This window comes from Bacterioplanes sp. CLAM21 (assembly GCF_059641015.1).
The window spans coordinates 2,013,257-2,037,268 of sequence record NZ_CM184929.1; the positions used below are offsets into that span (position 1 = coordinate 2,013,257).

The following is a 24,012-nucleotide window of genomic DNA, read 5'->3' on the forward strand; positions in this document are numbered from 1 at the left end:
CATCTCTTTTGGGACTTTAATAGGAATAGAATCCTTTATTGAGAGATGACTCAAAGAGTGCTCTGGTGCCCTGGTTTTATTATGCCCGGGTTGATAGGGAGGAATAACGATGAAATCTTCGATACTTCAGGCTGTGCTGGCAGTGGCCTTGTTTTCCAGTTCTTTTTCCACCTGTGCTCTTACTCATGAGCAGCAAGCCATCATGGAGCGTCAAGGTGAAGCCAGCATGAAGGTGGTTGAACTGCAACGACGTTACGACCGTTTAAAACAACAGGCTGCCCAACATCAACCAGCGTTGTACGATGCTGAACAGGATTACATCCGTTTATTGGATAAGCAAATGATGATGGCGGGTACGGATGCTCCATTGTTACGTCAGCAGCTGGCTGCTGAGTCGCATGCTCTCCCGCAGCGTGAGCAATGGCAACAGCAGTTACAGCAAGCGCAGCAGCAAGCTGAGCAATCTGTGCAGGCTGTCCGCATGCGCCAATGGCTGGATGAACAGTGGTTAATGGCCATCGAGCCCTTTGACCCAGATGTGCGTCAACTCAAGGCTGAACTTGATCAAGCCAAGCAGACATATCACCAGGCTTGGCAGCAGTATTTAAAGATAACTGATTGACAGACCAGTTATGGCTAATGCTTAAGTCCTTGGCTATGGCGCGCTATGCAGGTGTATACATTTGCAGGTTCTGCTTTATCCTGCGTAGTTGAAAAGGATGTTAGGAGGATTGCTATTGAAAAAATGGGTACTAATGTTTCTAGCTGTTTTAACCCCATTCTTGCCTGTTTTTGGCAAGACCGTCACCTATCGTTGTGAAGCTCCTTCGGGGGGCGTGGTGCTTATAACGGAAGACAACGGAGTGCAAGTGGTCGGTGATAATGCATTGTACGATGGTAGAGTGTGCACAAAGTATCAAACAACCCGAAGCGCCATCTTGCTGGTAACTTGGGTCACACATCATGTAGATGAAATATATGAACTCTGATTTATGACGAAAATAGCTACGGGGTGTGAGTTACGGTGATCAATCACTGCAATTAAATACCGCCCCTAAATATCCGGGGCGGCTACTACAGCGAATGCACGGCAATGCCAGACGAGTCGCCACACGCTGAGCAGTGATTGTGCGGCGCATAACGGTAGGAATAATAAGTTTGTTGCCGACCAGTTGGGCTGAGGTGATTTCTCTATTTCTGACTTGGTTAAGCTGGAATAAGCTATGAGTAACCATCACTTGCCAGTAAATACCCATAGTCAAAATCCAGGCTGGAGAGGTCTCCTTGAGGTGGCTCGATGCTGAAGGCGGCAGCCAGCGTTGTACATGCACCTGGTAAAAGCTATTCAAGCGCGGTGAATAGACGCCTTATAGCGGCTGTTGTGGGTGTGAAGTGTTAGATTTGTTTCTGCTTCGACGTGTACTGTTTTACGTCGATGGCTGATAGGGTTTGCTGCTTAGGGTTACGGAAAATTTGCCGTTGCCATTTTGTATGTCACAGGCAATATCAAATCGCTGCATTAACGCCACTACTAGCTGTAGCCCTAAGCCAAAGCTGGCCGTCTTTGTCGTGGGTATGGTCGCTTCGCCAGGTTCTGGCTGGCTTGCCGAGTGGCTAACTGAGTTGTCAAATGAGCCGCTAAATGCGTTGCTAAAGCGAACCTGTGTTGGCTGAATATCGATATGCCAGGCGATATGGCCATTGATTGATTGACCATGATGAATCACATTATTCAATAGATTCAGCACTACCAATTCAAGTACTTCAACAGGCGCAGGTAACTCTAGAGTAGAGGGGTTTTCTGTTAGGTGTATATCCAGGTTGTGCGCTTGAATCAACGGCTCTGACTCTTTTAGCATGGCTTGTATTATATCGTTGACATTCGTCGTGTGCGTTTCTTTGGCGGCAGAGGTTAGCCATAATAGAGCGGTGCTGATTCTATTCATTCTTATAAGGGCTTTGTCCAGACGCTGATACGACGCCAGCTTGGCTGCTTGCGGCAATGAAGCATTAATCAGCTCCATGGAATGTGACATCACTTGAAGGGGCGTGCGTATTTCGTGGGCCATGCCTTGGTTGAATGTAATTTGCGCATGCAACGCTTGCTGCTGTTGCTGTAATGCATGAATGAGCTGGTTGGCAATGGCCTGTAAATCTTGCTCTTCTATATTGGCAACAACGACCTTCAGTTGATTAATGTGCGGCTCTTTACCTGTCAGTGCTCGCTGCATCAGGGTAAAGGGCTTAAGTGCTTGATTAGCCAGCTTGCCTGACAACCAGAAGGCTATTATTAAAGTGGGTATTAGCATCACCAGTAGTAGTAACAAGATATCATCAATGGCCCGACCAACAAGGCTCATTTTGGAGCCAGTCAGCAGCAGTATGCCTAAGTCGGTTTTAATAAAATGAAAATGCTGATTGCCTTGCTTGAATTCCCCGGCGTTATCATCAAACTCAAAATACTTGAGCTGTTCAGCGCCCGCAATCTGAAAGTTCTCTGAATCTGTGATAAGGCGATAGTGCTCAGGCAATGCATGGCCTTGTTTCAGGCTCTGGTAGGTTTGCAGCAGCTGATCTTTCAAAAACGCATCTTCCAAGGCAAATACAATAAAAAGAGTTAGCAATGAAAACAGGCTGAACAAAATCCCTGCTAGCCATAGGCTATGTTGGCGTACCCTAGTTAGCAGTGTTGGCTTTGCTGTTTTTTTATACATTAGGCTGATCATCGACAGAAAACCTGTAGCCAACGCCTTTGACTGTCTCAATAAAAGCTTGCTGATATTCAGCTTTAAGCTGCTTGCGCAATTTGTAGATATGAGCTCTAAGCGGGTCACTATCTGGTGTTTCTTCGGGCCATAATTGCGTATGAATAGTGCTGGTTTTAACGGTATTTGGCGCCTGTTCAATCAGCAGTTTCAATATTTGATAGCCGATATTGTGCAACTGCATATCGTGTTGCTGATAGCTAAATACTAGCGCCGCTTCGTTCAGAGAGGCACCCAGATAGCTGATCGTGTGAGCATGGGTGGTCGGCGATTGGGCGGTGTTTGGTGCAGCTTTTAATAGTCCAACCTCGATACGTGCCGATAGCTCTGCAAAGGAAAAGGGCTTTTTCAAATAGTCCCAAGCGCCAGATTCAAAGCCCTGAAGGATATCTTGCTCATGGCTGCGTGACGACATCATAATGACGGGAATTTTTGCCAGCGCCTGGCCTAGAGCATGTTCCGACAGTTGCCGGCAAATATCATAGCCATTAATAAAGGGCAAGTTGATATCCAGTAGCACAAGATGATAGTGACTCTGCTCAAGCCTTGTTAAGGCTTGCCTGCCCGTGTAGGCAAAATCAAGCTCGTGGCCCTTGTCTTGCAGGAACTCAGCAATCCCTTGAGCAATATCCATATCGTCTTCTACTACTAGAATATTTGCCATCTGTTACCTGTTTTGTGTGGCCTTGTTTGCCGGTGGAGCGCCTGTCATCGATCGTGTATCAATAAACTGGTATATCTGAGGAATTAGCCACTTCTCCAGCGCAATCCAGCCATCTTCTACTTGCATCATGGCGACCACTTGCAGTTGCGTTTGCGGGTCACTCCAAAATAGCGTGCCACCCATGCCTGCCCAGAAGAAGGAGTCAGGCTGGCGATGCTCGGTCATCGTTTCTTGAATGCCTACACCGTAGCCAAAGCCGGCGCCCTTGTACAGCCTGGGTAAAAAGTGTGTTTCTAGCCCTTGTGTCTTCGAGCTCAGCATTGTATCGATTAGCTCTTGCGACAAAATTTGTTGGCCATTAAAGCGGCCACCATCGGATAACATGGCAACAAAGTTGCTGTAATCTTGAGCGTTAGATACTAAACCACCACCACCCGATAGCAGTGCTGGCTGATGAAGGTACTCACTGTCTTTTGCTTGTTCAATCAGCTGAATTTTCTCTTGGTTAAAGGTGTAGGCTTCTTCAAAGGTGGAGGCGTCGTACTCGTACATGTCGACTAATCTGTGTGCTTGGCTTTGGGGCACATAAAAGCGAGTATCTTCCATATTTAATGGGGCAAAAATATGGCGTTGCAAATACACATCTAAAGAAAGGCCGGTGACTTTTTCAATAATGGCGCCTTGTATATCGCTGGCGATAGAGTATTCAAAACGCTCGCCTGGTTTAAATTTAAGGCCTATGCCAGATAAATCGTCCACCATATCGTCTAGCGTATTGTTCCGGCTTAACGGGTTGGCTAATAAGTAACGAATATCAACCCAGTTGCTTATGCCGCCTCCATAGCCAAAACCTGCGGTATGGGATAATAAATGATGCACGGTCACGACTTGCGGCTGGCCGTCTATTTCAAAGCGCTCAAAGTCTGGTAGGTAGCGGCGAATATCATCATTTAGTGATACCTTTCCTTGCTCTACCAGTTGCAGTAGCGCCACGGTGGTGATGGGTTTGCTCATTGAAAATATGCGAAACAAGGCGTCTTTTTTCATGGGCTTCGGTTCTTCGACATTGACCTGGCCATAGGCTTGGTAATGCAGCAATTGGTTGCGGTGTTTGACCATTAGTACCAGGCCGGGCAACTGATGTTGGGATAGTAGGTCTTGGATCGATGCATTCAATTGCGTCGTTGCGCTGGACAGATCAGTATGGGTGTGTGCGCCCGAGTGGCTGACGCTAGTTGTGGCAAGGACGCTATCGCTTTGGCTGTCAGTATCGCTAACGTTGGCAGCAGCAGGTATGCTAACGCTCAGCAGCGCTAATGACAGTAGGTTGGCAATGGAGCGGTTGCTGTTAATGAAGGTGGGCTTGCTCATATCGTAGTCTCATGCTGTGAGTGATAGAGCTGCAGGGTAAGGTCTGGTAGGTGAACTCAATGTAAAACCGCTTCCAACACGATATAGCGATAGAAGGTGCCTGCCATCCTGCACTCGTTGCTACCTGGTGGCCGACATTGCCTAAGCGATAAAATACTAAGAAAAAAAGCTCAGATCATATTGCGCATTCTGTGATAGCTGTTGAAAGTTAGTCTGGTTGAGTTGGCGTAGAGCAGATATTAAAACAACGATTGCCATACTTAGTTATTAAAGCGGCAGGGGCGTTTTAGCAGGCGTGTTATGTCTACCTAGAGTGAAGGAGAACCCTTCGCTCTAGGAGCATGGAATGGACACACTTCTACAGAAAAAATCTTTTATGATTGGCTTAGGTTTAGGTCAATTTGTTTTAGCGGCGAGCGTCAGTGCCTTGGATTTACACACCTTTGAGGCGCAAACGCCGGTAAATTCTGTCGCTACGGTCGAATCATTGTCATTAACACAGCAGCTATCGACGGGGCAGTTTGTTGATGCGCCGCGCTCGACGCCGTTTTCCTGGCAAGATTATCTACAACAGCAAGCGCCACAATGGCTGCCTTATGCCGAAGCTTTGTCCCATTGGGCGGGTGTTGCTAGCCTGAATCCACAATTGGTACTGGCGTTACTGGAGGCTAATGGACAGCAGATCAGTGCGCCTAGCAATGAGTTAAGGCCTTTGTGGGGTGAACGTAGCGAGCAGCCATTGGCCGAGCAGCTAGGCCAGCAAATGCTGACCTTAGCGCAGTATTTTTACCTTTTTGAGCAAGACAGTCAGCGGGTTTTGTCGTCGCCATTCAGTGCTGCGAGCTGGGCCGTGTGGCAATCTTTAAATGCGGCTGATGTTGATGCGAATGCTCAACTGCAAGGCGTGCTTAAGAGCTATCAGCAATTATTCCCCAAAGCATTTGAGTCTACTTACTCGGTACCTCTGTTATTACGCCAGGCATCGACGCCACCACGAGATTTGATGCAGTGGCCATGGCGTCAGGGCTATTCATGGAAGGCCAATGGTGCCCATGCTAACTCGGGTTCAGGTTATCCATTATCGTCGGTGGACGTGTCCTACGATTGGCCAAGATGGGGCGGTCGTACTTACAGTGTGACGGCGGCGCATTCAGGTAAAGTCACTGTGTATTCTCGCTGTAATGTGCGTATTACCCATTCCAGTGGTTGGCAAACCAATTATTACCATATGGAAGACATCGAAGTGAGCGACGGTGATTGGGTGGATATCAATACCCGCATTGGTACCTACGCCAATGATCGCAGCACGGCCTTGTGTCAGGGAGGTAGTTCAACTGGGCCGCATTTACATTTTTCGTTGTTGTATGAAGGGCGCTATCAGTCACTGCAAGGGGTGAATTTAGGGCCTTATGTGGTGAATGTTGGCAACTACAGTTATGACGATAACTGCAATCGCTATTGGTTATATCATCAGGATGAGCAGCGTAGTTATTGTGCCTGGAGTTGGTTATACAACTCTGGGCCGGCACAGAAATAGCAGCGAACCCAGTGAGTTGTGTGGGAGAGTATTAGCTTGTTATCGACTTTGTGCGGTCAAACTGATTGAACAGCGTTGTTATGTAGGCTGTCATTATTGTTTGAGCGCATGGCAATCGGAAGTAGAAGGCGGAGTGGCTTGTTGCTGGCTGCTCTGCTTCATTGTCTATTGCTCTAGTTCAAACTTAACATCCTCTACTGTTGCCACAAGGTACTGACCATTGTCGAGTGTTAATTCAATTTTGAAAGTATGTTCGAAGTCCACTGTCGGTAGCGTTTTCATTCGCAGATTGATGCCAGACTGGTAAAGAACGGTGCTATACAGTGATTCTTCAAGGCTTTGCGAGGTGAAGTCGTTGCTAAAAACGTCGTTTAAGCTATCGCCAGGCATATGCAGCTCATCGTAGTGAGCGGTGCTGGTGATGTTTATTGATGTGATGGTTTCTCGCAGCATATTAGGTTGGCAGCTTTGTGCATGAGCTCTTGGAAACAAGGAGAAGGAGAAACGGTAATCGTTAGCTTTGGGGCGATTTAAAGATGACAGCTGCTGCTCATTCAAATCGAAGTCGATATGTAATGTCGCTGCGGCGAGGTCGGTAATGGGTGCAATCGCTGTACGGGTTGTTGTTATACCCTGAATACTTTCTTCTAAAAACACCGGCGGATTACAATCGTTTTTTTCGTTGTTGCCATTTCCGCCGCAGCTTGCTACTAGTGCGGTTGCCAGTACGGCAGCAGTCTTTTTGGTCTGCACAGTCTCTGTCCTTGATACGATGAGGCCAATATTCTAGTGGTTTTCTAGCTATTTTTCCATTCGATTGCTCTTGTCGATATTTTGTTTGTAGGGAGCTACACCAGCTCATTGGGTTTTTAACAAGCTGGCGCGAGTTTTGATACTTTTATGATAAGTTAGTCGACGTTCGGTTTTTATTGGCGCGCGACTCGCTTGTTGACGGATATTAGAGTCCTAATTCTCCACGTAGATCGTCTACCATTTTTATCCGTGCAAGCTTGGCAGTGGTTTCTGTGGCGAGCAAATAATGCAGTTTGCAAAAGGCTGCCTCTAACGTCATGGTGCCTCCGTCGACCACGTCTAACGGATTTAACACCGCACCACTGGCGTAGGTGCTTTGCTTAACACCGCCATGGTTGCACTGACTGATATTTACCACCACCCGATCTTGCTGCTGCAGTTTGTGCAGTGCGTCCATCACGCTCTGATTTGCATCCGGAAAATTACCAGCGCCATAACTCTGTATTATCAGGCCTTCAGCATTGGCGCTGAGACTTGCCAGCATTTGCCCGGTCATGCCAGGAAATAAACGCAGCACGGCGACGCGCTCTGGACGTAAATCGGGTAAATGAATGGCGCTGTCTGATGATTTGCGTAACTTGGTGAGGTCCAATTCAATATCGACCTGATTGCCTTGGCTGCGGACACGGCCTAAATCCGCTTGGTTGGGGCTATTGAACGCGTCCATGTCCGAACTGCTAACTTTGGTGCTGGCATTGCCACGTAAAATACGTTGATTAAAGCAAATGCAAACTTCAGTTAATGGCGGCTGGCTGGCCACGACTAGGCTATTAAGGATGTTATCTAAGCCATCACTGCCAGGCTGCGATAAGGGAATTTGAGCACCGGTAATAACCACAGGCTTGTCTTGCCCGGCTAATAAAAACGACAACATAGAAGCGGTATAGGCCATGGTATCGGTGCCGTGTAGCAATACAAAACCGTCGTAGTCATGCCAGTTGTCTTGCAGTAGCTGGGCTAATAAAAGCCAATGGTCGCAGCGAATATTGCTGCTGTCGATCAGCTCCTCAAGCTCCAACAAGGTATAACGAGGCAAGCTATGATCGTCGGGCAAGTGTTGCTTAAGGGCGTCGGCAAAATTTCTGGCTGGCACAAAACCCTGCGCCGAGGCCGTCATGCCAATGGTGCCACCGCAATAAATGACCAGGATATGTTGCTTCGTCATACTGTACTCCTTGTTGTTGTTATGATTTGCGATGCCCCAGCATCGACTGCGGGCTGAGCAGTTGTTCCAGCTCTGCTTCGCTTAGCAATCCTTCGGCCAAAATCAGCTCTCTGACTGTGCCGCCAGTGTGCAGAGCTTGTTTGGCGATGCGTGATGCGTTGGCGTAGCCAATATGGGGAACCAAGGCAGTGATGCTACCAATGCTGATATCCACCAGCTCGGCACAGCGTTCGCGGTTGGCTTCAATGCCGATTATGCAACGTTGCTCCAGCATGTGGCAGGCTTCGCCCAGCATGCGCATGGAATTGAGCAGGTTGTAGATAATCAGTGGCTCCATGGCATTTAATTGCAGCTGACCCGCTTCAGCTGCCAGAGTCACCGCCAGGTCATTGGCCATGACTTGGTAGGCGGTTTGGTTAACGGCTTCGGGAATAACCGGATTCACCTTGCCTGGCATAATGGACGAGCCAGGCTGCATGGGTGGCAATTTAATTTCACCAAAACCGGTGCGCGGGCCACTCGATAATAAACGCAAATCATTCGACATTTTGCCCAGTTTAATGGCAAAGCGGCGCAATACTCCGGAGAATAATACAAAGGCGCCCATGTCTGAGGTGGCTTCAATCAGGTTGGCTGCCGGTACCATAGGTTTGCCCGACAGTGTGGCCAGATAGTTGATCGCCAATTCAGAATAATCGGCATGGGTGTTGATGCCAGTACCGATGGCGGTGCCGCCTAGATTTACCTCACATAACAACAGGCAGGCTTCATGCAGGCGGTCAATATCTTCAGACAGGTTAACGGCAAAGGCTTCAAATTCCTGTCCTAAGGTCATCGGTACTGCATCTTGCAACTGAGTACGACCCATTTTGACAACGTCAGCAAATTCATTGCCTTTTTGCTGCAGTGCGTTAACTAGGCTGCGAATAGACTCAACCAGGGGTTCGGCGGCAAATTGAATGGCTAAGCAGGCGGCTGTCGGATAGGCATCGTTGGTCGATTGAGAGCAATTAACGTCGTCGTTAGGATGTAAATGCTGGTAGTCGCCCTTGCCGTGCCCAAGTTTTTGCAATGCCAGGTTCGCGATCACCTCATTGGCATTCATATTGGTGGATGTGCCAGCGCCACCTTGAATTAAGTCCACAACAAATTGATCGTTGAGTGCGCCATCAGCGATGTCTTCACAGGCAGCAATAATAGCTTCGGCCTTGTGAGGAGCCAGAATGCCCAGATCACGATTGGCCTGGGCAGCGGCTTGTTTTACCTGTGCCAGGGCTTTTACCAGCTGCGGAAAGTGGCTAATAGCAACGCCGGTAATAGCGAAGTTATTGACTGCGCGTTGGGTTTGAATACCGTACCAGGCATCGGCAGGAACGGCTAAATCACCGAGTAAATCGTGCTCAAGTCGGGTGGTCATGAAGTCTCCAGGACTAAAAAAGCCGGCCCAAGCCGGGCCGGCAAAGAGGAGGCTAGGCCTCCTGGGGTCTGAAAATCAACTCAGCTGAGGGTTGGCTTATCGGGCCCTGATTTCTCGCCTCGGCTGGGTAAAAATCATTTGGTGTTATTAATTGGCATTGGCCGTTGTTGTGGTCTGGCTGTTTTGAGCATCGGCAGGCAAGTCACTGCTTTCGATTTTCCAGGCCGCTTTGTCGATATTTAAGTCGGCAAACTTCTCTGCATCAAATACCGGCACTTTAATGCCACTGGCGCGCTGTTGGTCGTAGTCTTTCATGACGCGCAGACCGGTTTTAAACAACAGTGCCAGTGCTACTAGGTTGGCCAACGCGAGCAAGCCCATGGTGACGTCAGCAAAGGCAAATACCGTACCCAGGTCCATAATGGCGCCGCCGCAGCACAGGCAGATAATGGCCACGCGGAAAGCATTAAACAGGCTCTGATTTTCTTCGCTGAAGTAGTTCAGGCTGTTTTCACCTAGGTAGTAGTTGTACAGGATGGTGCTAAAGCCAAACAGCAGCAGAGCCACGCTGACAAACATACGGCCCCATTCACCAATGTGGTCAGCCAGTGCCATTTGCGTTAGCGCTACGCCACCTTGAGTGCCGGCCGATGCTGGGTCGTAAGCGCCGCTCAGCAAAATAATCAGCGCCGTACATGAGCACAAAATAATGGTGTCAATAAAGACCGAAAATGACTGCACAATGCCTTGGTTGGCAGGGTGTGGCACATAAGCAACGGCGGCCACGTTTGGCGCGCTGCCAAGGCCGGCTTCGTTAGAAAACAGGCCGCGCTTAACGCCCATTAAAATAGCCGCGCCAATACCACCGCCGATGGCAGGTTCAAGGCCAAAGGCACTTTTAACAATCAGCGTCAGGGCAGCAGGAATTTCATCGAAGTTCAGGCCCAGTACCACAAGTGTAATACCGATATAGCCCAGCGCCATGATCGGCACCAGCACTTCAGAGATTTTGGCGATACGTTTGACGCCGCCAAAGATAATCAGGCCAACGATTAAAGCCAAAGCAATACCTGTGTAATAGGCCGGTACACCAAAGGCGTCTTCAACCGAGGTGGACACGGCGTAAGATTGCAGCGCAGTAAAGCCAAAGCCAAAGGTCACCAGCAGAAGTGCCGAATACACCGCTGCCAGCCATTTCCACTTCTGGCCCAGGCCGCGGGAAATGTAATACGCAGGACCGCCGCGATAGGTACCATCGGGCTCGGCCTTTTTGTAGGTTTGTGCCAAGGTACACTCAAAGTAGCTGGTCGCCATGCCCATCAGGCCGACCACCCACATCCAGAACACGGCACCCGGGCCACCCATTGCGATGGCAACCGCTACGCCGGCGATGTTACCGCCGCCCACACGGCCAGCGACCGATAACACCAGCGCTTGGAACGAACTTAAGTGGCCATTAGGGTCGCGCTTAAAGGCCTGGCTCGAGCCCAGGATGCGGAACATCGAGGCAAAATAACGGAATTGAACAAAGCGGGATGCCAGCGTAAACCAGACTCCCAGAATCAGTAAGACTGCAATCAGCAGCTTGCCCCACAGCAGATCGTTGAGCAGATCGAGCATGAATTCCTCCCGTGGCACCCTCAGTGCACATTTTTATTGTTATGGCGATGGCAGGTATCACCAGGCGATTTGCCAGGTGCGTTTGACCGTAAATCACCAGTTGCTAATGCAATCAAAAAATCGATGCTGACAACATTTGGCTGCTTGATCTAAACTGATGCTAGTTGGTGCTACATGAGCGTCGACTAGCATCAGGCTGAGGGTGTGCGTTTGTATGCGCTTTCTTTAAGATGCGTGCCGTTGCCGTGCCCTGACACCTTTAAGCCCCTTGAGTAGAGGCAGTTTCAGGCGATGTTGGCGTTGGGTGGGCAACGACGGTGCCGCGCGAAGTGACCTTCGCCCAGCTTACGCTGGCTGTGAGTGAGCATGTTTTTAATGAGACAACATCTGAGACAGTGATGCCGGACGACTTATCGCTAAATCTGCGCTTGCTGTGCAGTTACTATAAATCCATTGCCGACGTCTGCCGCCGGTTAGATATCAATCGTTCACAGTTTAATCGTTACCTAAATGGTCGCAGTCGCCCATCGGCTAATATGCTGATGAAGCTGTGCAATTTTTTTGGGGTAGAGAAACACGATATTTTATTGCCCCATAATCAGTTTGAGCGGTTGGTAAAAGTCAGGCCTAAACGTGCTGAGCAAGATGTAACCGATCATGCTGTATGGCCACACTTGCAACAGTTGCAGCAGTGGAGTGCTAATCACAACCTGGAGCGCTACCTCGGTTTCTACTTCGAGTATTACCAGTCGATGGCGTGTCCAGGCAAAATACTGCGTACCCTCGTGTGCATCGAAAAGCAGGGCGAGCAAATGGTGTATCAGCGCACTGAGAGGCTGCAAGAATCACCCACCGACAAAGTCTTTCATGGTAAATATTTGGGTACGGTGCATTATTTAACCGACCGCATTTTCATGTCCGATTACGAAGCGCTCAGTGGCCATGAAATAACTCAAACCATTTTATTCCCTTCCTTTAAAAACCGAATTTCACGATTAACCGGTTTAAAATTGGGAGTGTCGGGTAGTGGTGAGCGTATGCCGTGCTGCGCCCGGGTGGTGTACGAATACCTGGGGATAGAGGTTGATGTGCTTAATGCGCTGAGTTTATGCGGCTTATACAATCAGGATTCCGATGCCATTGATGATTCAGTGCGCCATTCTATTCATAACGATGTGGGCATGTATGAGTGGCATTTTCGTGCTAGGCCTTGATCGACGTTACTATGCTAAGATATTAGCTGTTTCAGATGAAAGGTCGTGTGCCGTGCCAAAGCCAGACAGCATGGAGGCATTACCGTTCGATCGATGCTCTAAAGGCTGCGCTGCTTGTGTGACATGGGCAACGAGGTTTAATTCTGCTTAACGTTTGCGAATCGGGCGTGAGTGTAACCAAATGCTTGATCTCGCGAAAAGAGGAGTTTGGATGGGTTGGTTGTTTGAAGGTTGAGCCGTAGTAGTTTCCTTGAATTTCAACTCAGCGCTTCAGTGCATTGTGCTAACCATTAAACATATGAAGGTAGTTATGAGACTTTTTATAGTATGCCTTGTGTTAATCACTTCTGGATGTACGACCTATTCGATCTCTGATCAGAGTTTGCTAGAGGTTCCGGAGCCTCAGGAGGCTTCCAGAGAAGCTACTTATTACCCAAAAGCGTTGGTCATCGATGCTGATATGCAATGTCATGTGAGTGACACATCTGCCTATAGAGTGCGTAGTAAATGCACAAATAAGGAGCGTATAGAGTTTGTCGTTAGTCATTTTAGGGGTCGTGGCTATAAGGTCTTCCCGTCTAATGATGCCGAAGCGGCGACGATAAAGATTGAAGAGAGTAATACTCCAAAAATCTTGAGTGGTTTTACTATGTTGTTGCATTTTTTATCGATAGGTTTTATTCCTTACTATGAATCCACTAGCTACTCGGTAATGTACTCGGATCCAGCAGAACAGGTTAAAGTTGAGCGTGATGTCAGCTTATCGACAACGCGGTCTTGGTTTAATGTATTTCGTTCGAATCCTGACAATATTGAAGGGCGCAATTGGAGAAAAGACGTAGAGCACAATCTGATTCGTAAGGTTTTAGATGAAGCAGAGGTGGGTCGAGCGTCTGCTGAAAAGTAACTTTGCTCCCGGTTTTTCAATACAGCTGTTTCTGGTTAAGTGTCGTCAATGTAAGGAGCAGTTTGTTGCTTTGGTCATGCGTCTGTGTGTTGCCGGTAATGAGGGGGTTAGTGGTCGAGTACATTTTTGCTCAATCGGGTGAGTTATGTCGTCAATGAATGCCAGTACTAATCCAAGCTTTTGATTGGCGGAAACATGAAGAACCTAATCCATAAGTTTGTACAACCGCGTGGATTGCAGGTGGGTGTCATATTTTAAATGGTTCGCTTGGCTTGTTATCATGTCCAAGTCCTGATTGTCGACGGTCTTAAATAGTTCGCTCTCTATCCACGCTAAGTTTGCCCTTGCCTAGAGATAATTGTTATCACTGTGGTGAAAGATTAAAGCGATAGTTTGGTCCTCTGTATCAACTCGTCTTTTATAGGCATAGGTGCTTTCAGGCATCAAGGCATAACTTTGCTTTGGTGCTTGGTTGCCAACGGGCCTTGGATCGTTCTTGCAGCCCTGGTTTTGGACGCTGTTGTCCGTGCCTTTGGTGTATTACAGTGCGTATCAGTTGAGCAGATACTAGCTTAAGCAATCACTATTGCAGCTGGCATACCTTTCTAAATGCTGTATCAATGGGCGCTGACATTCCCATTGCTTAGCCGTATCATGGCGAACTTTTATGCGAACTGCGTCCTATGAGCCTGAGTCAGCGCTTTAATTATGTGATCGATACCCTTTGCGATGGCAATAAAGCACAGTTTGCCCGCCTAACGGGCAAATCACCAAGCCATGTTTATAAAATTTGTCGCGGTCAGTCTCGGCCTTCGATGCGTTATCTTGAGACCATTTATGAGCAATTGAATGTCGATATTACCTGGTTGCTTACGGGGGATCAGGCCGATCGTGTCCAGGGTATGACCCCTGCAGCCAATGCTGCAAATGACCTAGTTTATGCTCCTGTACTGGATGTTCAGGCCAGTGCGGGTTTTGGTTCCAGCGGTTTTAGCGAAGATCTAGAGCAGCAGTTTGTCCTCGACCGCCAATGGTTGAACAGAACGCTGCGTATTTCTGGTGATCGGCTGCTGTTTATTCATGTTAGTGGGGACTCTATGCAGCCAACGCTGGAGGATGGCGATATGATCCTGGTCGATCTAGCTCAGCAGCAGCTGCAAAATAACGGCATTTATGTGCTGAATCATTCTGATGGTTTGATAACGAAACGTCTGCGTCGTGAAGGCTCTGGTATTCAGGTGATAAGTGACAACAGCAACTTTCCGGCTTGGGCGCTGGATCCGGACGATGAGCAAGTGCAAATTGTAGGCAAAGTCGTTTGGTGCAGTCGGCGGGTGAGGTAACTCATCATAAAACGGCAGCCAACTGCAAAGTGTAATCGTAAAACAGCGTTGTGTTGCAGGTATTTTGGGTAGGGCGTTCGTGCTTATGTCAACGCTTTACTCATCCTCGTCAGGGAAGAGCACCAAATTCGAGTGCTCGAGCTGGGGGTATAAACGCTGGTGAAAATCACGGTTAGTAGTGCTAGTAGCACGATTTACTCAAAATCTATGTTTCAAGAAACGAAAATGCAGGTGTTGGCTGCTGTTTAAAGCGAAGCTCAAGCCTTTTGGAAGGTAGGATACTAGCGTATACACGCCAGCATCCTTTCACATAGGTATAAAGTTTTACCTCGTTACCTCGCACACTTCCACCCGGCAGGGCTGAATAATGTCATCAATATAGTCGACGCCTAAGCCCGGCTTTTGATTGGCGCTAACATAACCTTCGTTATCCATGACAAAGCCATCGTGAGTGCCCCAGTTATAGGGCTCAAAGGGTACGGCCTGTTCAAAGCCGGTAGCGTTGTTGCTGCTTAGCATCATATGCAAGTTAGCGGCTTGTGTGGTGGCAAAGCCCCAGCTTTGTATTTCGCAGGGCAGTCCGGCTGCTTCGGCTTGGGCCATCAGCTTTTTCGCCACGGTCACGCCGCCGGTTAAGCTGGTATCAAAACGCAGGCGATCGCAGCAGCCTTGGTTAATAACGTGGGCCTGTAGCGCCGGTGAGAAAATCTCAATACCGCTCATCACCAGTGGAATATTGACCCGCGATCTAAGCCAAGCATGGCCGTCTAAATCCATATCGGACATGGGTGCTTCAAAAAACTCAAAGCAATCATGGAGGCTCAGTGCCTGGCCTATTTTGACGGCCGCCTCGCGACTGTATTGACCTTCGGCATCAAAATAAAAGGTTTGCTGGCCGTTAAAGTTATTAGCTAACTCCTCGATAAGCTCTAGGTCTTGCTTTAGCTCACAAAACGGATGAATCTTGATGGCGTGGTAGGGCTGAGTCGATAATTTGCCGACCTGGTCTATATAGGCGTCTATATTGGCGAAAGTCGGAATGCTGGCATAAACGGGCACGCGCTGGCGCGCGCTACCCAATAGTTGATGTAAGGGTAGGTTGGCCGCCTTGCCGGCGGCATCCCATAATGCCAAATCAATCAATGAGCTGCTTTGGGCTCGCAAAAAATCATAGCGCCGCCACAGTTTTTGATTGATTTGCTCGCGTGCATTGGCGTCCATACCCAGTACCGCTCGTGCGGCACTGCAGGCGCTGGCATAAATCGAGCGGTCGATATCATATTCTGTGTAGGTGGTTAAACCGGCACAGCCTTCGATACCTTCGCGAGTGGTAATACGGCATAGCAGCAGGCCTTCGACCACGACGCCACTGTGCTGCCCAAGCTGAATATGTTCTTTTGCAGGGTTGTACAGCTCGATGCGGATGCGCTCAATGGTGTTAGCCATGCTCGGCTCCTGGAGCGCACACATCTTTGTCGCTGTGGGGCTGTTTTAATACTTTAAAGAAGTTATAAATCACCAAAGACAATACCAGGGTTAGTGGCAGTGCTAACACAATGGAGCAGGTCTGAATGGCTTTTAAACTACCTTCTTTGCCGCCGCCAATTAAAATCAGCGTTAACGGCAGTGCGGCCAGTGCAAAGGCCCAGAAAATCCGGTGCCAAAGGGCAGGGTCTTGGTGTTGCTCAAGGTCATCGGTGGCAATGGCTGATAAGGTATAAGCAGCGGAATCCAACGAGGTGGCCAGGCAGATAAAGGCTAAAATGGTGTACACCACCACAGCTAGGGTTGGCCATGGCAGGCTCGACAGCACGGCCAAAACCGTGGCGCTACCGCCTTGTTCGGCCAGAACCTGTGTGATTTCAGCTCCTTGCTTTACCTCTTGATATAAGCCGTAGTTGCCTAAGACGGCGTAATAAATCCAGCAGCCCAGGCTGCCAAAACCCACTACGGTAAAGATGGTTTCACGAATGGTGCGGCCGCGAGAAATACGAGCAATAAAAATAGAGACAAAGGGTGCCCAAGATACCCACCAAGCCCAGTAGAAGATGGTCCAGTTTTGAGGGAAACCGCCTTCGGCGATGGAGTCCGTCCACAAGCTCATATGCATAAAGTTATCCAGCATAAAGCCCATGCCAGAGAGCATGCTGTTAATAATGAAAGCTGTTGGTCCAACGACCAAAATAGCACCCAAAAATACCAGTGCTAATAACATGTTGGCATCGCTTAAGCGTTTAATGCCTTTTTGCAGGCCGAGACTAACGCTGGCAGAAAACATCAACACCCAAATGGCCATCACAATCAGGTTAAGACCAAAGCCGGCTTCAACGCCAAATATGCTGCCTATTAGGGTAGACACCATAGGTGTGCCCAGCCCTATGGTGGTTCCTAGACCACCTAAAATGCCAAAAATAACCGCAATGTCGATGACCTTGCCGACCCAACCGTGAGTATGCTTTTCACCCAGAGTTTCAGTGCAAGCTTGGCTAAGACGTAAAAAAGGACGCTTTTTCACAAAATACTGATAGGCAATGGGCAGGGCGGGAATGCAGAAAATGGCCCAGGCGCTTAAGCCCCAATGGAAAAACCCATAGCCAATCGCCAGTTCTGCGGCCTCTGGAGTGAAGGCATCGGCACCGAAGGGCGGTGCTTTGTAATAGTAGGCCCACTCTTGCGGTGCCCAGTATAAAATACTGGAACCAATGCCGGCGGTAAAAATCATGCCGATCCAGGAGAAGGTAGAAAACTCGGGCGGCTCTTCACCAAAGCGAATATGGCCAAAACGGCCAAACGCCAGATAAACCAACAAGCCCATAACGATGAGGGCAAACAGCAAATAGATCCAGCCGAGCTGGTGGGTGGTGTAAGACAGAATCTTGCCCAGCACATCGGAGCCGGCGTCTGGGTAGAGGGCGAGTGGCACGATAATTAGCATCAGCAGCGCTAGCGAGCTGAAGAAAATACCGCGATCCACTTGAGGTTTATTGTTATTCGTCGCCATCTTCTATTCCTCAAATTCAGGTAGATGGTGTTTGTCCGAGCACATGTCTGCACGGTGTGATATCAGCTTAGGCTGAATCAATGGCTTTAGCAGTCACCGTGCCAGTTTGGAATTTCTCTGGAAAAGTCTGTTAAAACAAGGGGTTGAGCGGCATTTGGGATTCTGGATCTATTCATTTTGAGTCATTTTTGACTCGAAAATAGGCGGTGAATACAGCCAGATGGCCCTGGCATCGATCGTCAGCCAGATGGCTGAGAAAATGAGTCATTAATGACTCAGTGAGTTGATTGTGACTCAATGGTAGGAGTTTGCTAGCTCGAATACTTACGCATCAGGCGTGTGGCCTTGCTTTGACTGATATTCAGTGCCGCAGCGACCTGGCGGCTGCTGCCGTGTTGCTTTACGGCGGCCTGAATCAAGCGCTTTTCAACTTGCTCCAGGGTTTTGTCCAAATCGTCGCAGTTGGCAAAAGGCTGTGCAGCCGCAGGGCGGTCAAAATCGTGGGTTTCATACAAACTGGCGGGTAAGTCCTGTACTGTGATGGCATCGCTTTGCACGGTCACGACTAAGCGTTCGATCACGTGGGCCAGCTCTCGCACATTGCCGGGCCAGTTGTAGGCTTGCATCACATTCAGTGCTTCATCGCTAAGACTGCGGGCCTTTTGGTAACGTTGGTTAAAGTGACTGAGATAAAAATATGCCAGTGGCAGTAAATCTTCCCGGCGCTGGCGCAGCGGCGGCAACTGAATTTCAAACACATTGAGGCGGTAGTACAAGTCTTCACGAAAGGCGCCGTTATGCACCATGGCGAATAAATCACGGTTGCTGGCGGTGAGTAATTTAACATCGGCTTGGCGCATGGCATTGGCGCCTACGGGACGGTATTCGCGCTCTTGCACGGCATGCAGTAATTTTGCCTGCATAGCCAGTGGCAGCTCTGAGATTTCGTCCAAAAATAGAGTGCCGCCCTCGGCCTGGGCGAATAGCCCGGTTTTATCTTTCATGGCACCGGTAAAGGCGCCGCGCGTATGACCGAATAATTCCGACTCAAATAAATCATTAGGGATGCTGGCGCAATTCACCACCACAAAGGGCGCGTCGCGACGTGGGCTATGATGGTGAATGTATTTGGCCAGCAGGCTTTTACCACTGCCGGTTTCGCCCAATATCAAACAAGGTGAGGTTGAATCACACATTTGCTGCGCCAGTTGCAGCACTTGCTGCATAGATTCGCTGCGATGAACCAGCCCCTGTAGCCTTGGTTCAACCAGAGTGTCCGGCTGATTAATAATGTCTTGCAAGCGCTGAACATGGGCGTCGGTGGATAAATCGCGCACATTCATCAATACATAGTCGACTTCGCCGTGAGCGTCCAGCAACGGCGTTGCAATGGTCAGAATCTCTGTATTCATCGCCGTGCGCTGCACCGTCGAAAGGGACTTTTTAAGTTGGTACACAGTCGGCAACACCGAGTTGTTCCAGCAGCGATTTTCATTGGCAAAATGTTGAAAATCCTGGCCAATCATTTCTGCTTGGCTAAAACCATAATGGCGGGCACAGGCTTTATTGACGTAGACAATGCGATAGTGGCGATCATAAATGACGATTTCATCATGTAAATGATCGATCAGACGGGCAAATTCAGCGTAGCCAATGCCAAAGTGCTCGTGGGTATCTGCCATATCGGTCTCATTGTGTGGATATCAGTATGGTGATCTAGTATCGCACACAACGTGGCTTTGATGAGACAAGCCCAACATAATTTGGGCTTGTGGGGTTCAACTCAGTTACTGAGCAGTATGGTTACCGGACTCAGTGTTAAAGCACCACCTGGCCATGGTAGCGATACTCAATAACACAGCTGGCTTGGCCGTCATCAATATCAAAGGCTTCAGACTCACCTTCAGCGGTTACCGTGCTTTGAGCTGGGTCGTACTGGTAGGTAATCGGTATTTCAGGACGCTCGCTGAAATCTACCACGCTTTGGCTCGTGCTAAAGCGGTTATCGATTTGCGTTTGCAGCGCGATTCTATTGCCTGTGGCATCTTCTAAATAGCCGTCTCTGAAATTGACAATAAATTGCCAAGTATAGTCGTACGTGGTTGCAGGTAATGCTTCGCCGGTGAATCCACCATGACAGCGTTGTGTAACAGTGCGGGTACCATGCACCAGGGATTCTCCGTCGATTAGATTTAATGTCGATCGCTGTGGCTCTAGTAATGCAAACGCGAAAGGAAGAGATTGGTCTCCACGACTGGTATAAATATCCAGCGTCACTTCTGTGGCGCTATTGGCAGGGAAATACACCCACTGTAGGCGGCGTTCGGCTCCCATATCCCATGTCCCCACCGTTGTGCTTGAGAAGTCTCGTGCAGATGCCTTCAAGGCGATCGGCGCATTGCCTTGGTAGTTTCTAACACTAATTTGACCGGAATCTAGGGCAGCAATATCGGCACTGACGATGGCCAGAGCGGCTTGGTTGGGCTCGGGTAAATAAAAAAACCGCAAAGTATCCAAAATAGTGTGTGCTTGGGCCAACGTGCCGAGAGTCAATCTATCATGGTTATGCAATGTTTCGATGTTTGTATTGTTGTCACTATCACCACCGCAGCCACTCAGTAGAGCAGTCACTAGTAGTATTGGTTTGGGGCTTTGCATGATTGCCTCCGTGCGGGAACATTTGGTGTTTTAGCTGGCCTTTCTACGGCCTAGGCGTGCTTGCTGTCTTGTATCATATTGACCTTATTTGCTGTTAGACAGGCGTAAAAATGCAACAGTTGATTCCAGAGCACTGGTTTGATTGCTTAGGCGAGCTTTGTTGCGTTGACTTAGCAGGCTTTTCTGCACAAAATCCTTAGCTGTTCTAAAAACGCTATGCAGGGAGCAATTCAATGGCGGCTATCACCACTTCGATCGTGTTTATCCTTTACAGTATGGTCATGCTGTTTTCTATTGTCGGTATACCGTTCCTCTTATTGCATGTGGTTATGTTGGTGAAGGGGGCCAAGCGACTCGATACTGATAAGCAAAAGTTTCAGCAAACATTAATGGCGGGCGAACAGCTATTATGCAGCGTGCATGAAAAGCGCCCTTTTGCTTTGTTTCATCGTCGTAGCGTTCTAATGATCACGGATAGTCGTGTGCTGTTGTTTAAGCGCCCCTTGTTTGGCGGCTACAAAATGGCTGACATTCAATGGAAAGACGTACGTGATGCTCAAGTAGAGCAAAATATTATTCCGACATTTGCTGGCAGTCTTATTCATGTCACGCATCGTCAAGGTGCTCCTTTTGATATTAACGTCGATTCAGAGGCGGCCACTGAGTTGTACCGTTATGCGCAGGCTCAAGAGCAAAGCTGGGAAGAAAAACATCGTGTGCGGGAGATGGAACAGCACCGTGCAGCCAGTGGCGGAACCCACATGGAACTGAGCGTTGGCTCTGTTGGGGACGAAGACGACAATGGACAGGATATCTTGGCCAAAATATCCGAAGCCAAGGCGTTGCTGGATCAGGGAGCCATTAACGATGTTGAATTTGAAACCCTGAAAGCCAAGTTACTGAATGCATGATCGAAAAGGTGCATTGATGCATTAGTCAATGCGAGTTTTTGTGGCTTATCTCTGCTGAGTTTACAACTGCCATAAAAAGAAGCTAGCGCGTTTATGCAGAATATCTGCCTGGAAGGCTTGTGTACTCTGCGTACCTGCAATGCCATAACACACATGCAGAGGTAAAAGGTGCTCTTCGCGAGGGTGGCAGTAACGTGCGTAGGGGGCCTGCTGCCACTGCAGTAAACGTTGATAGCGCTGCTCCTCGGTGATATCAGTCGACGTCATGGTGTGCTGTAGCCAGTGCTCAAACTCGAGATTTTTATCGTCGTTGTCTGTGCCCCTAAAAAACGCCTGCATATTGTGAAAGGAAAATCCAGAGCCCATAAATAACACATCTTGCTGTGCTAACGGCGCTAATGCTTGGCCGAGTTTGATATGAAACTCCGGCTCAAGTTGTTGCTGCAATGATAACTGTATGCAGGGAGTATCAGCATTCGGATACATACACAGCAGCGGTATAAATACGCCGTGATCTAGGCCGCGTTGTGGCTCAGGCTCACAGGCGATGTTCGCTTTTTTCAGCTGCATGATCAGCGCTTTGGCCAGTTCAGGATTCCCTGCCACCGGATACTGAAGTTGGTATGCAGCCTGCTCAAAACCGTAATAATCATACAGCAAAGGCGGCGCTGCGGCGCTGGTCACTCGAATGACGTCAGTCTCCCAATGGGCACTAATAACGACAATGGCGCTGGGCTTCTCTAGCCGCGTGGTGATGTTGTGGAGGGTGTCTAGCATATCCTGGTGACTAGCGTCGCCCAGTAACGGCAGTGGTCCACCACCGTGGGACAAATACAGCACGGAAGACGACATGGGCAACCTCGATCAATGAATTAGGCTAAGGCCTGTTAACACTATTCAGACCCTAAGTGTCGCAAACCCTTGGGCAAGCAGTTAGGCCTAGGTCGCACAATGATTGTGTGTGGTTGCACAGTTGAGATTACGCCTGCCCTTGGGCGTCATTAAGCTGATCGACATCGTCGCTGGCACTGATTTTTTTCGGGATCACTAAACGAAACGCCGTTCCGCTATCGACCTCTTCAATCATGATTTCACCTTGTAGGCGCTGGCTGACAATGTTGTACACCAGATGCATGCCTAAGCCAGTGCCGCCCTGGCCGCGCTTGGTAGTGTAGAAAGGATCAAATATTTTCTGCTTAGCCTCAGCTGACAAGCCGCTGCCGTCGTCGCGATAGCGAATAATGACATTGCCGCGCTCTTCGGCGCACATCATTTCGATATGGCCATCATTACGGCCTTCAAAACCATGCAGCAGCGAGTTCATCACCAGGTTGGTAATCACCTGGGAAATGGCACCGGGTAATGTTTGCAAACGTAAGGTGGGAGAGCAATCAATGGTGACTTGGTGCTGGGTTTGTTTAAATTTGGGCGACAGAGTTTCCATCACTTCCTGCAAGTAGTCGCGTAATAAGAAGTCGCGAATATGCTCGCCGGTTTGATCCTCCGATACCTGCTTAAAACTCTTAATCAGGTGAGCAGCACGTTGCAAGTTCTTATCTAAAATGCCCAGGCTTTCATCCATCATATCGGTGAAATCGATAAAATCCTGTTTACGGATATTGCCGCTATCAAAGCGCTCACGCACGATTTGGTAATTGTCGTTAATGTAAGAATGTATGGTGATGCAAAGGCCCAGGGGGGTGTTTATTTCGTGAGCGATGCCGGCCACCATGCCGCCCAATGATGACAGCTTCTCTGCTTCGATCAGCTTGCTCTGGGTGTTATGCAGCTCGGATAGCGTATGGTTTAACTCATCGACGGTTTTTTGCAGGTTAATGGTGCGCTCTTTCACTCGATCTTCGAGTTCAGCATTGATGTTTTTCAGTTGTTGTTGGGCAAAGGTACGCTGTTCCAGCTCACTGTTCATTTGAGCACTGAGTGAATTGAAGGCTTCGATTAGGGTGTCGATCTCATCGCCAGCGTGACTTTGGCGAATAGATAAGGGTTCATAGTTTTCTGACCTGAGGCGGTCGTTGACCTCCTCTGCCATGGAGCGTACTCGCCGGTTAATCAGCCGGTGCACTACAGTTCCTAACAAGGTCGCCAGTAATAACATACTAATAAGCTGGGCAATAATGCTGGATACGGCAGTTTGATAGGCGGCATCCAGCACAGCATCACGGTCAAAGGCGATCTCTAGTTTGCCCAACATGCGCTCGTTGAATTGAATATCCATTTCATAAATATGATCGCGATGGGGACGAGTACCGCGCTCAATATTCAGATTCAAATTATCGGTGACTCGGACATAAGCGATAGCATCGAGGTTCTCGATGCCCTGCACCTGGGTTCGAATTTGCACCTCGTCGTAAAACCACAGGCTAAAGCCAAGCGACTCTAAGTAGCTAGAACGAATATCGTCGAGGCGATGTTCAAAGGTTTGCAGTTGTTGCTGGTAGTTCCAGTAGGCAATGGCAGCACCCACAGAAACCGCTAATGCCAGCGATGCCACAGCAAAGTAAAGAATGATGCGCCACACCAACGACTGGCGCCGAATGCCATGAAACACTGAATCTTCAGTGCTGGAGGCGGTATCTGCCATGAAACAACGCACTCTGCAGGTATC

The 24,012-nt window shown here is 48.9% G+C and carries 19 protein-coding genes; 6 read left to right on the top strand and 13 right to left on the bottom strand.

Annotated elements, in window-relative coordinates:
- The first annotated feature begins 109 nt into the window (after positions 1–109).
- Positions 110–622 (top strand): hypothetical protein, encoded by a 513-nt coding sequence (locus tag AC55FS_RS09370; RefSeq protein WP_496935819.1) that lies wholly within the window; start codon positions 110–112, stop codon positions 620–622.
- An 805-nt stretch (positions 623–1,427) separates the two neighbouring features.
- Here the strand turns inward: AC55FS_RS09370 and AC55FS_RS09375 are convergent.
- The 3 genes from AC55FS_RS09375 to AC55FS_RS09385 all read right to left on the bottom strand — a co-directional run bounded on the left by AC55FS_RS09375 (position 1,428) and on the right by AC55FS_RS09385 (position 4,800).
- Positions 1,428–2,642 (bottom strand): ATP-binding protein, encoded by a 1,215-nt coding sequence (locus AC55FS_RS09375; RefSeq protein ID WP_496935820.1) that lies wholly within the window; start codon positions 2,640–2,642, stop codon positions 1,428–1,430.
- A 64-nt stretch (positions 2,643–2,706) separates the two neighbouring features.
- Positions 2,707–3,429, bottom strand: coding sequence for a response regulator transcription factor (locus tag AC55FS_RS09380; RefSeq protein ID WP_496935821.1), 723 nt, complete (start codon positions 3,427–3,429; stop codon positions 2,707–2,709).
- Positions 3,430–3,432: 3 nt separating this feature from the next.
- On the bottom strand, positions 3,433–4,800 hold the full coding sequence (locus tag AC55FS_RS09385; RefSeq protein ID WP_496935822.1) for a serine hydrolase domain-containing protein: 1,368 nt from the start codon (positions 4,798–4,800) through the stop codon (positions 3,433–3,435).
- Positions 4,801–5,146: 346 nt separating this feature from the next.
- Between AC55FS_RS09385 and AC55FS_RS09390 the strand changes: the two genes are divergently transcribed.
- Positions 5,147–6,337: a M23 family metallopeptidase gene (locus tag AC55FS_RS09390; RefSeq protein ID WP_496935823.1), complete on the top strand. Its 1,191-nt coding sequence runs from the start codon at positions 5,147–5,149 to the stop codon at positions 6,335–6,337.
- A 165-nt stretch (positions 6,338–6,502) separates the two neighbouring features.
- On the opposite strand, the gene AC55FS_RS09395 is transcribed toward AC55FS_RS09390, so the two are convergent.
- From AC55FS_RS09395 to AC55FS_RS09410, 4 genes are all read right to left on the bottom strand, one after another.
- Complete coding sequence (locus AC55FS_RS09395; RefSeq protein WP_496935824.1) at positions 6,503–7,090, bottom strand: hypothetical protein; 588 nt, start codon at positions 7,088–7,090, stop codon at positions 6,503–6,505.
- 205 nt (positions 7,091–7,295) lie between these two features.
- Positions 7,296–8,315: an asparaginase gene (locus tag AC55FS_RS09400; RefSeq protein WP_496935825.1), complete on the bottom strand. Its 1,020-nt coding sequence runs from the start codon at positions 8,313–8,315 to the stop codon at positions 7,296–7,298.
- Positions 8,316–8,334: 19 nt separating this feature from the next.
- Complete coding sequence (locus AC55FS_RS09405) at positions 8,335–9,732, bottom strand: aspartate ammonia-lyase (protein ID WP_496935826.1); 1,398 nt, start codon at positions 9,730–9,732, stop codon at positions 8,335–8,337.
- A gap of 147 nt (positions 9,733–9,879) precedes the next feature.
- Positions 9,880–11,352, bottom strand: a complete 1,473-nt coding sequence (locus AC55FS_RS09410; RefSeq protein ID WP_496935827.1) for an alanine/glycine:cation symporter family protein — start codon at positions 11,350–11,352, stop codon at positions 9,880–9,882.
- Between the two features lie 398 nt (positions 11,353–11,750).
- Between AC55FS_RS09410 and AC55FS_RS09415 the strand changes: the two genes are divergently transcribed.
- The 3 genes from AC55FS_RS09415 to AC55FS_RS09425 all read left to right on the top strand — a co-directional run bounded on the left by AC55FS_RS09415 (position 11,751) and on the right by AC55FS_RS09425 (position 14,816).
- Positions 11,751–12,566: a helix-turn-helix domain-containing protein gene (locus AC55FS_RS09415; RefSeq protein ID WP_496935828.1), complete on the top strand. Its 816-nt coding sequence runs from the start codon at positions 11,751–11,753 to the stop codon at positions 12,564–12,566.
- Between the two features lie 310 nt (positions 12,567–12,876).
- A complete protein-coding gene (locus tag AC55FS_RS09420) occupies positions 12,877–13,473 on the top strand; it encodes a hypothetical protein (RefSeq protein WP_496935829.1) in 597 nt (198 codons plus the stop codon).
- Positions 13,474–14,156: 683 nt separating this feature from the next.
- Positions 14,157–14,816 (top strand): XRE family transcriptional regulator, encoded by a 660-nt coding sequence (locus tag AC55FS_RS09425; protein ID WP_496935830.1) that lies wholly within the window; start codon positions 14,157–14,159, stop codon positions 14,814–14,816.
- A 324-nt stretch (positions 14,817–15,140) separates the two neighbouring features.
- Here the strand turns inward: AC55FS_RS09425 and AC55FS_RS09430 are convergent, their stop codons facing one another.
- The 4 genes from AC55FS_RS09430 to AC55FS_RS09445 form a co-directional block, all read right to left on the bottom strand.
- Positions 15,141–16,262 carry a mandelate racemase/muconate lactonizing enzyme family protein gene (locus tag AC55FS_RS09430; protein ID WP_496935831.1) on the bottom strand — a complete coding sequence of 374 codons (1,122 nt, stop codon included), beginning with the start codon at positions 16,260–16,262 and terminating at the stop codon, positions 15,141–15,143.
- Positions 16,255–17,817 carry a BCCT family transporter gene (locus tag AC55FS_RS09435; protein ID WP_496935832.1) on the bottom strand — a complete coding sequence of 521 codons (1,563 nt, stop codon included), beginning with the start codon at positions 17,815–17,817 and terminating at the stop codon, positions 16,255–16,257. Before AC55FS_RS09435 ends, AC55FS_RS09430 begins: the two co-directional genes overlap by 8 nt.
- A 311-nt stretch (positions 17,818–18,128) precedes the next feature.
- Entirely contained in the window at positions 18,129–19,499 is a 1,371-nt protein-coding gene (locus AC55FS_RS09440; RefSeq protein ID WP_496935833.1) for a sigma-54 interaction domain-containing protein, read from the bottom strand.
- 136 nt (positions 19,500–19,635) lie between these two features.
- Positions 19,636–20,475, bottom strand: a complete 840-nt coding sequence (locus tag AC55FS_RS09445) for a hypothetical protein (RefSeq protein WP_496935834.1) — start codon at positions 20,473–20,475, stop codon at positions 19,636–19,638.
- Positions 20,476–20,708: 233 nt separating this feature from the next.
- Here AC55FS_RS09445 and AC55FS_RS09450 point away from each other — a divergent pair, with 233 nt between their 5' ends.
- Positions 20,709–21,386: a PH domain-containing protein gene (locus AC55FS_RS09450; protein WP_496935835.1), complete on the top strand. Its 678-nt coding sequence runs from the start codon at positions 20,709–20,711 to the stop codon at positions 21,384–21,386.
- 60 nt (positions 21,387–21,446) lie between these two features.
- On the opposite strand, the gene AC55FS_RS09455 is transcribed toward AC55FS_RS09450, so the two are convergent.
- Together AC55FS_RS09455 and AC55FS_RS09460 are read right to left on the bottom strand one after the other, a co-directional pair.
- Positions 21,447–22,238: a DODA-type extradiol aromatic ring-opening family dioxygenase gene (locus AC55FS_RS09455; protein WP_496935837.1), complete on the bottom strand. Its 792-nt coding sequence runs from the start codon at positions 22,236–22,238 to the stop codon at positions 21,447–21,449.
- 127 nt (positions 22,239–22,365) lie between these two features.
- Positions 22,366–23,988, bottom strand: a complete 1,623-nt coding sequence (locus tag AC55FS_RS09460; RefSeq protein WP_496935838.1) for a sensor histidine kinase — start codon at positions 23,986–23,988, stop codon at positions 22,366–22,368.
- Between the last annotated feature and the right edge of the window lie 24 nt (positions 23,989–24,012).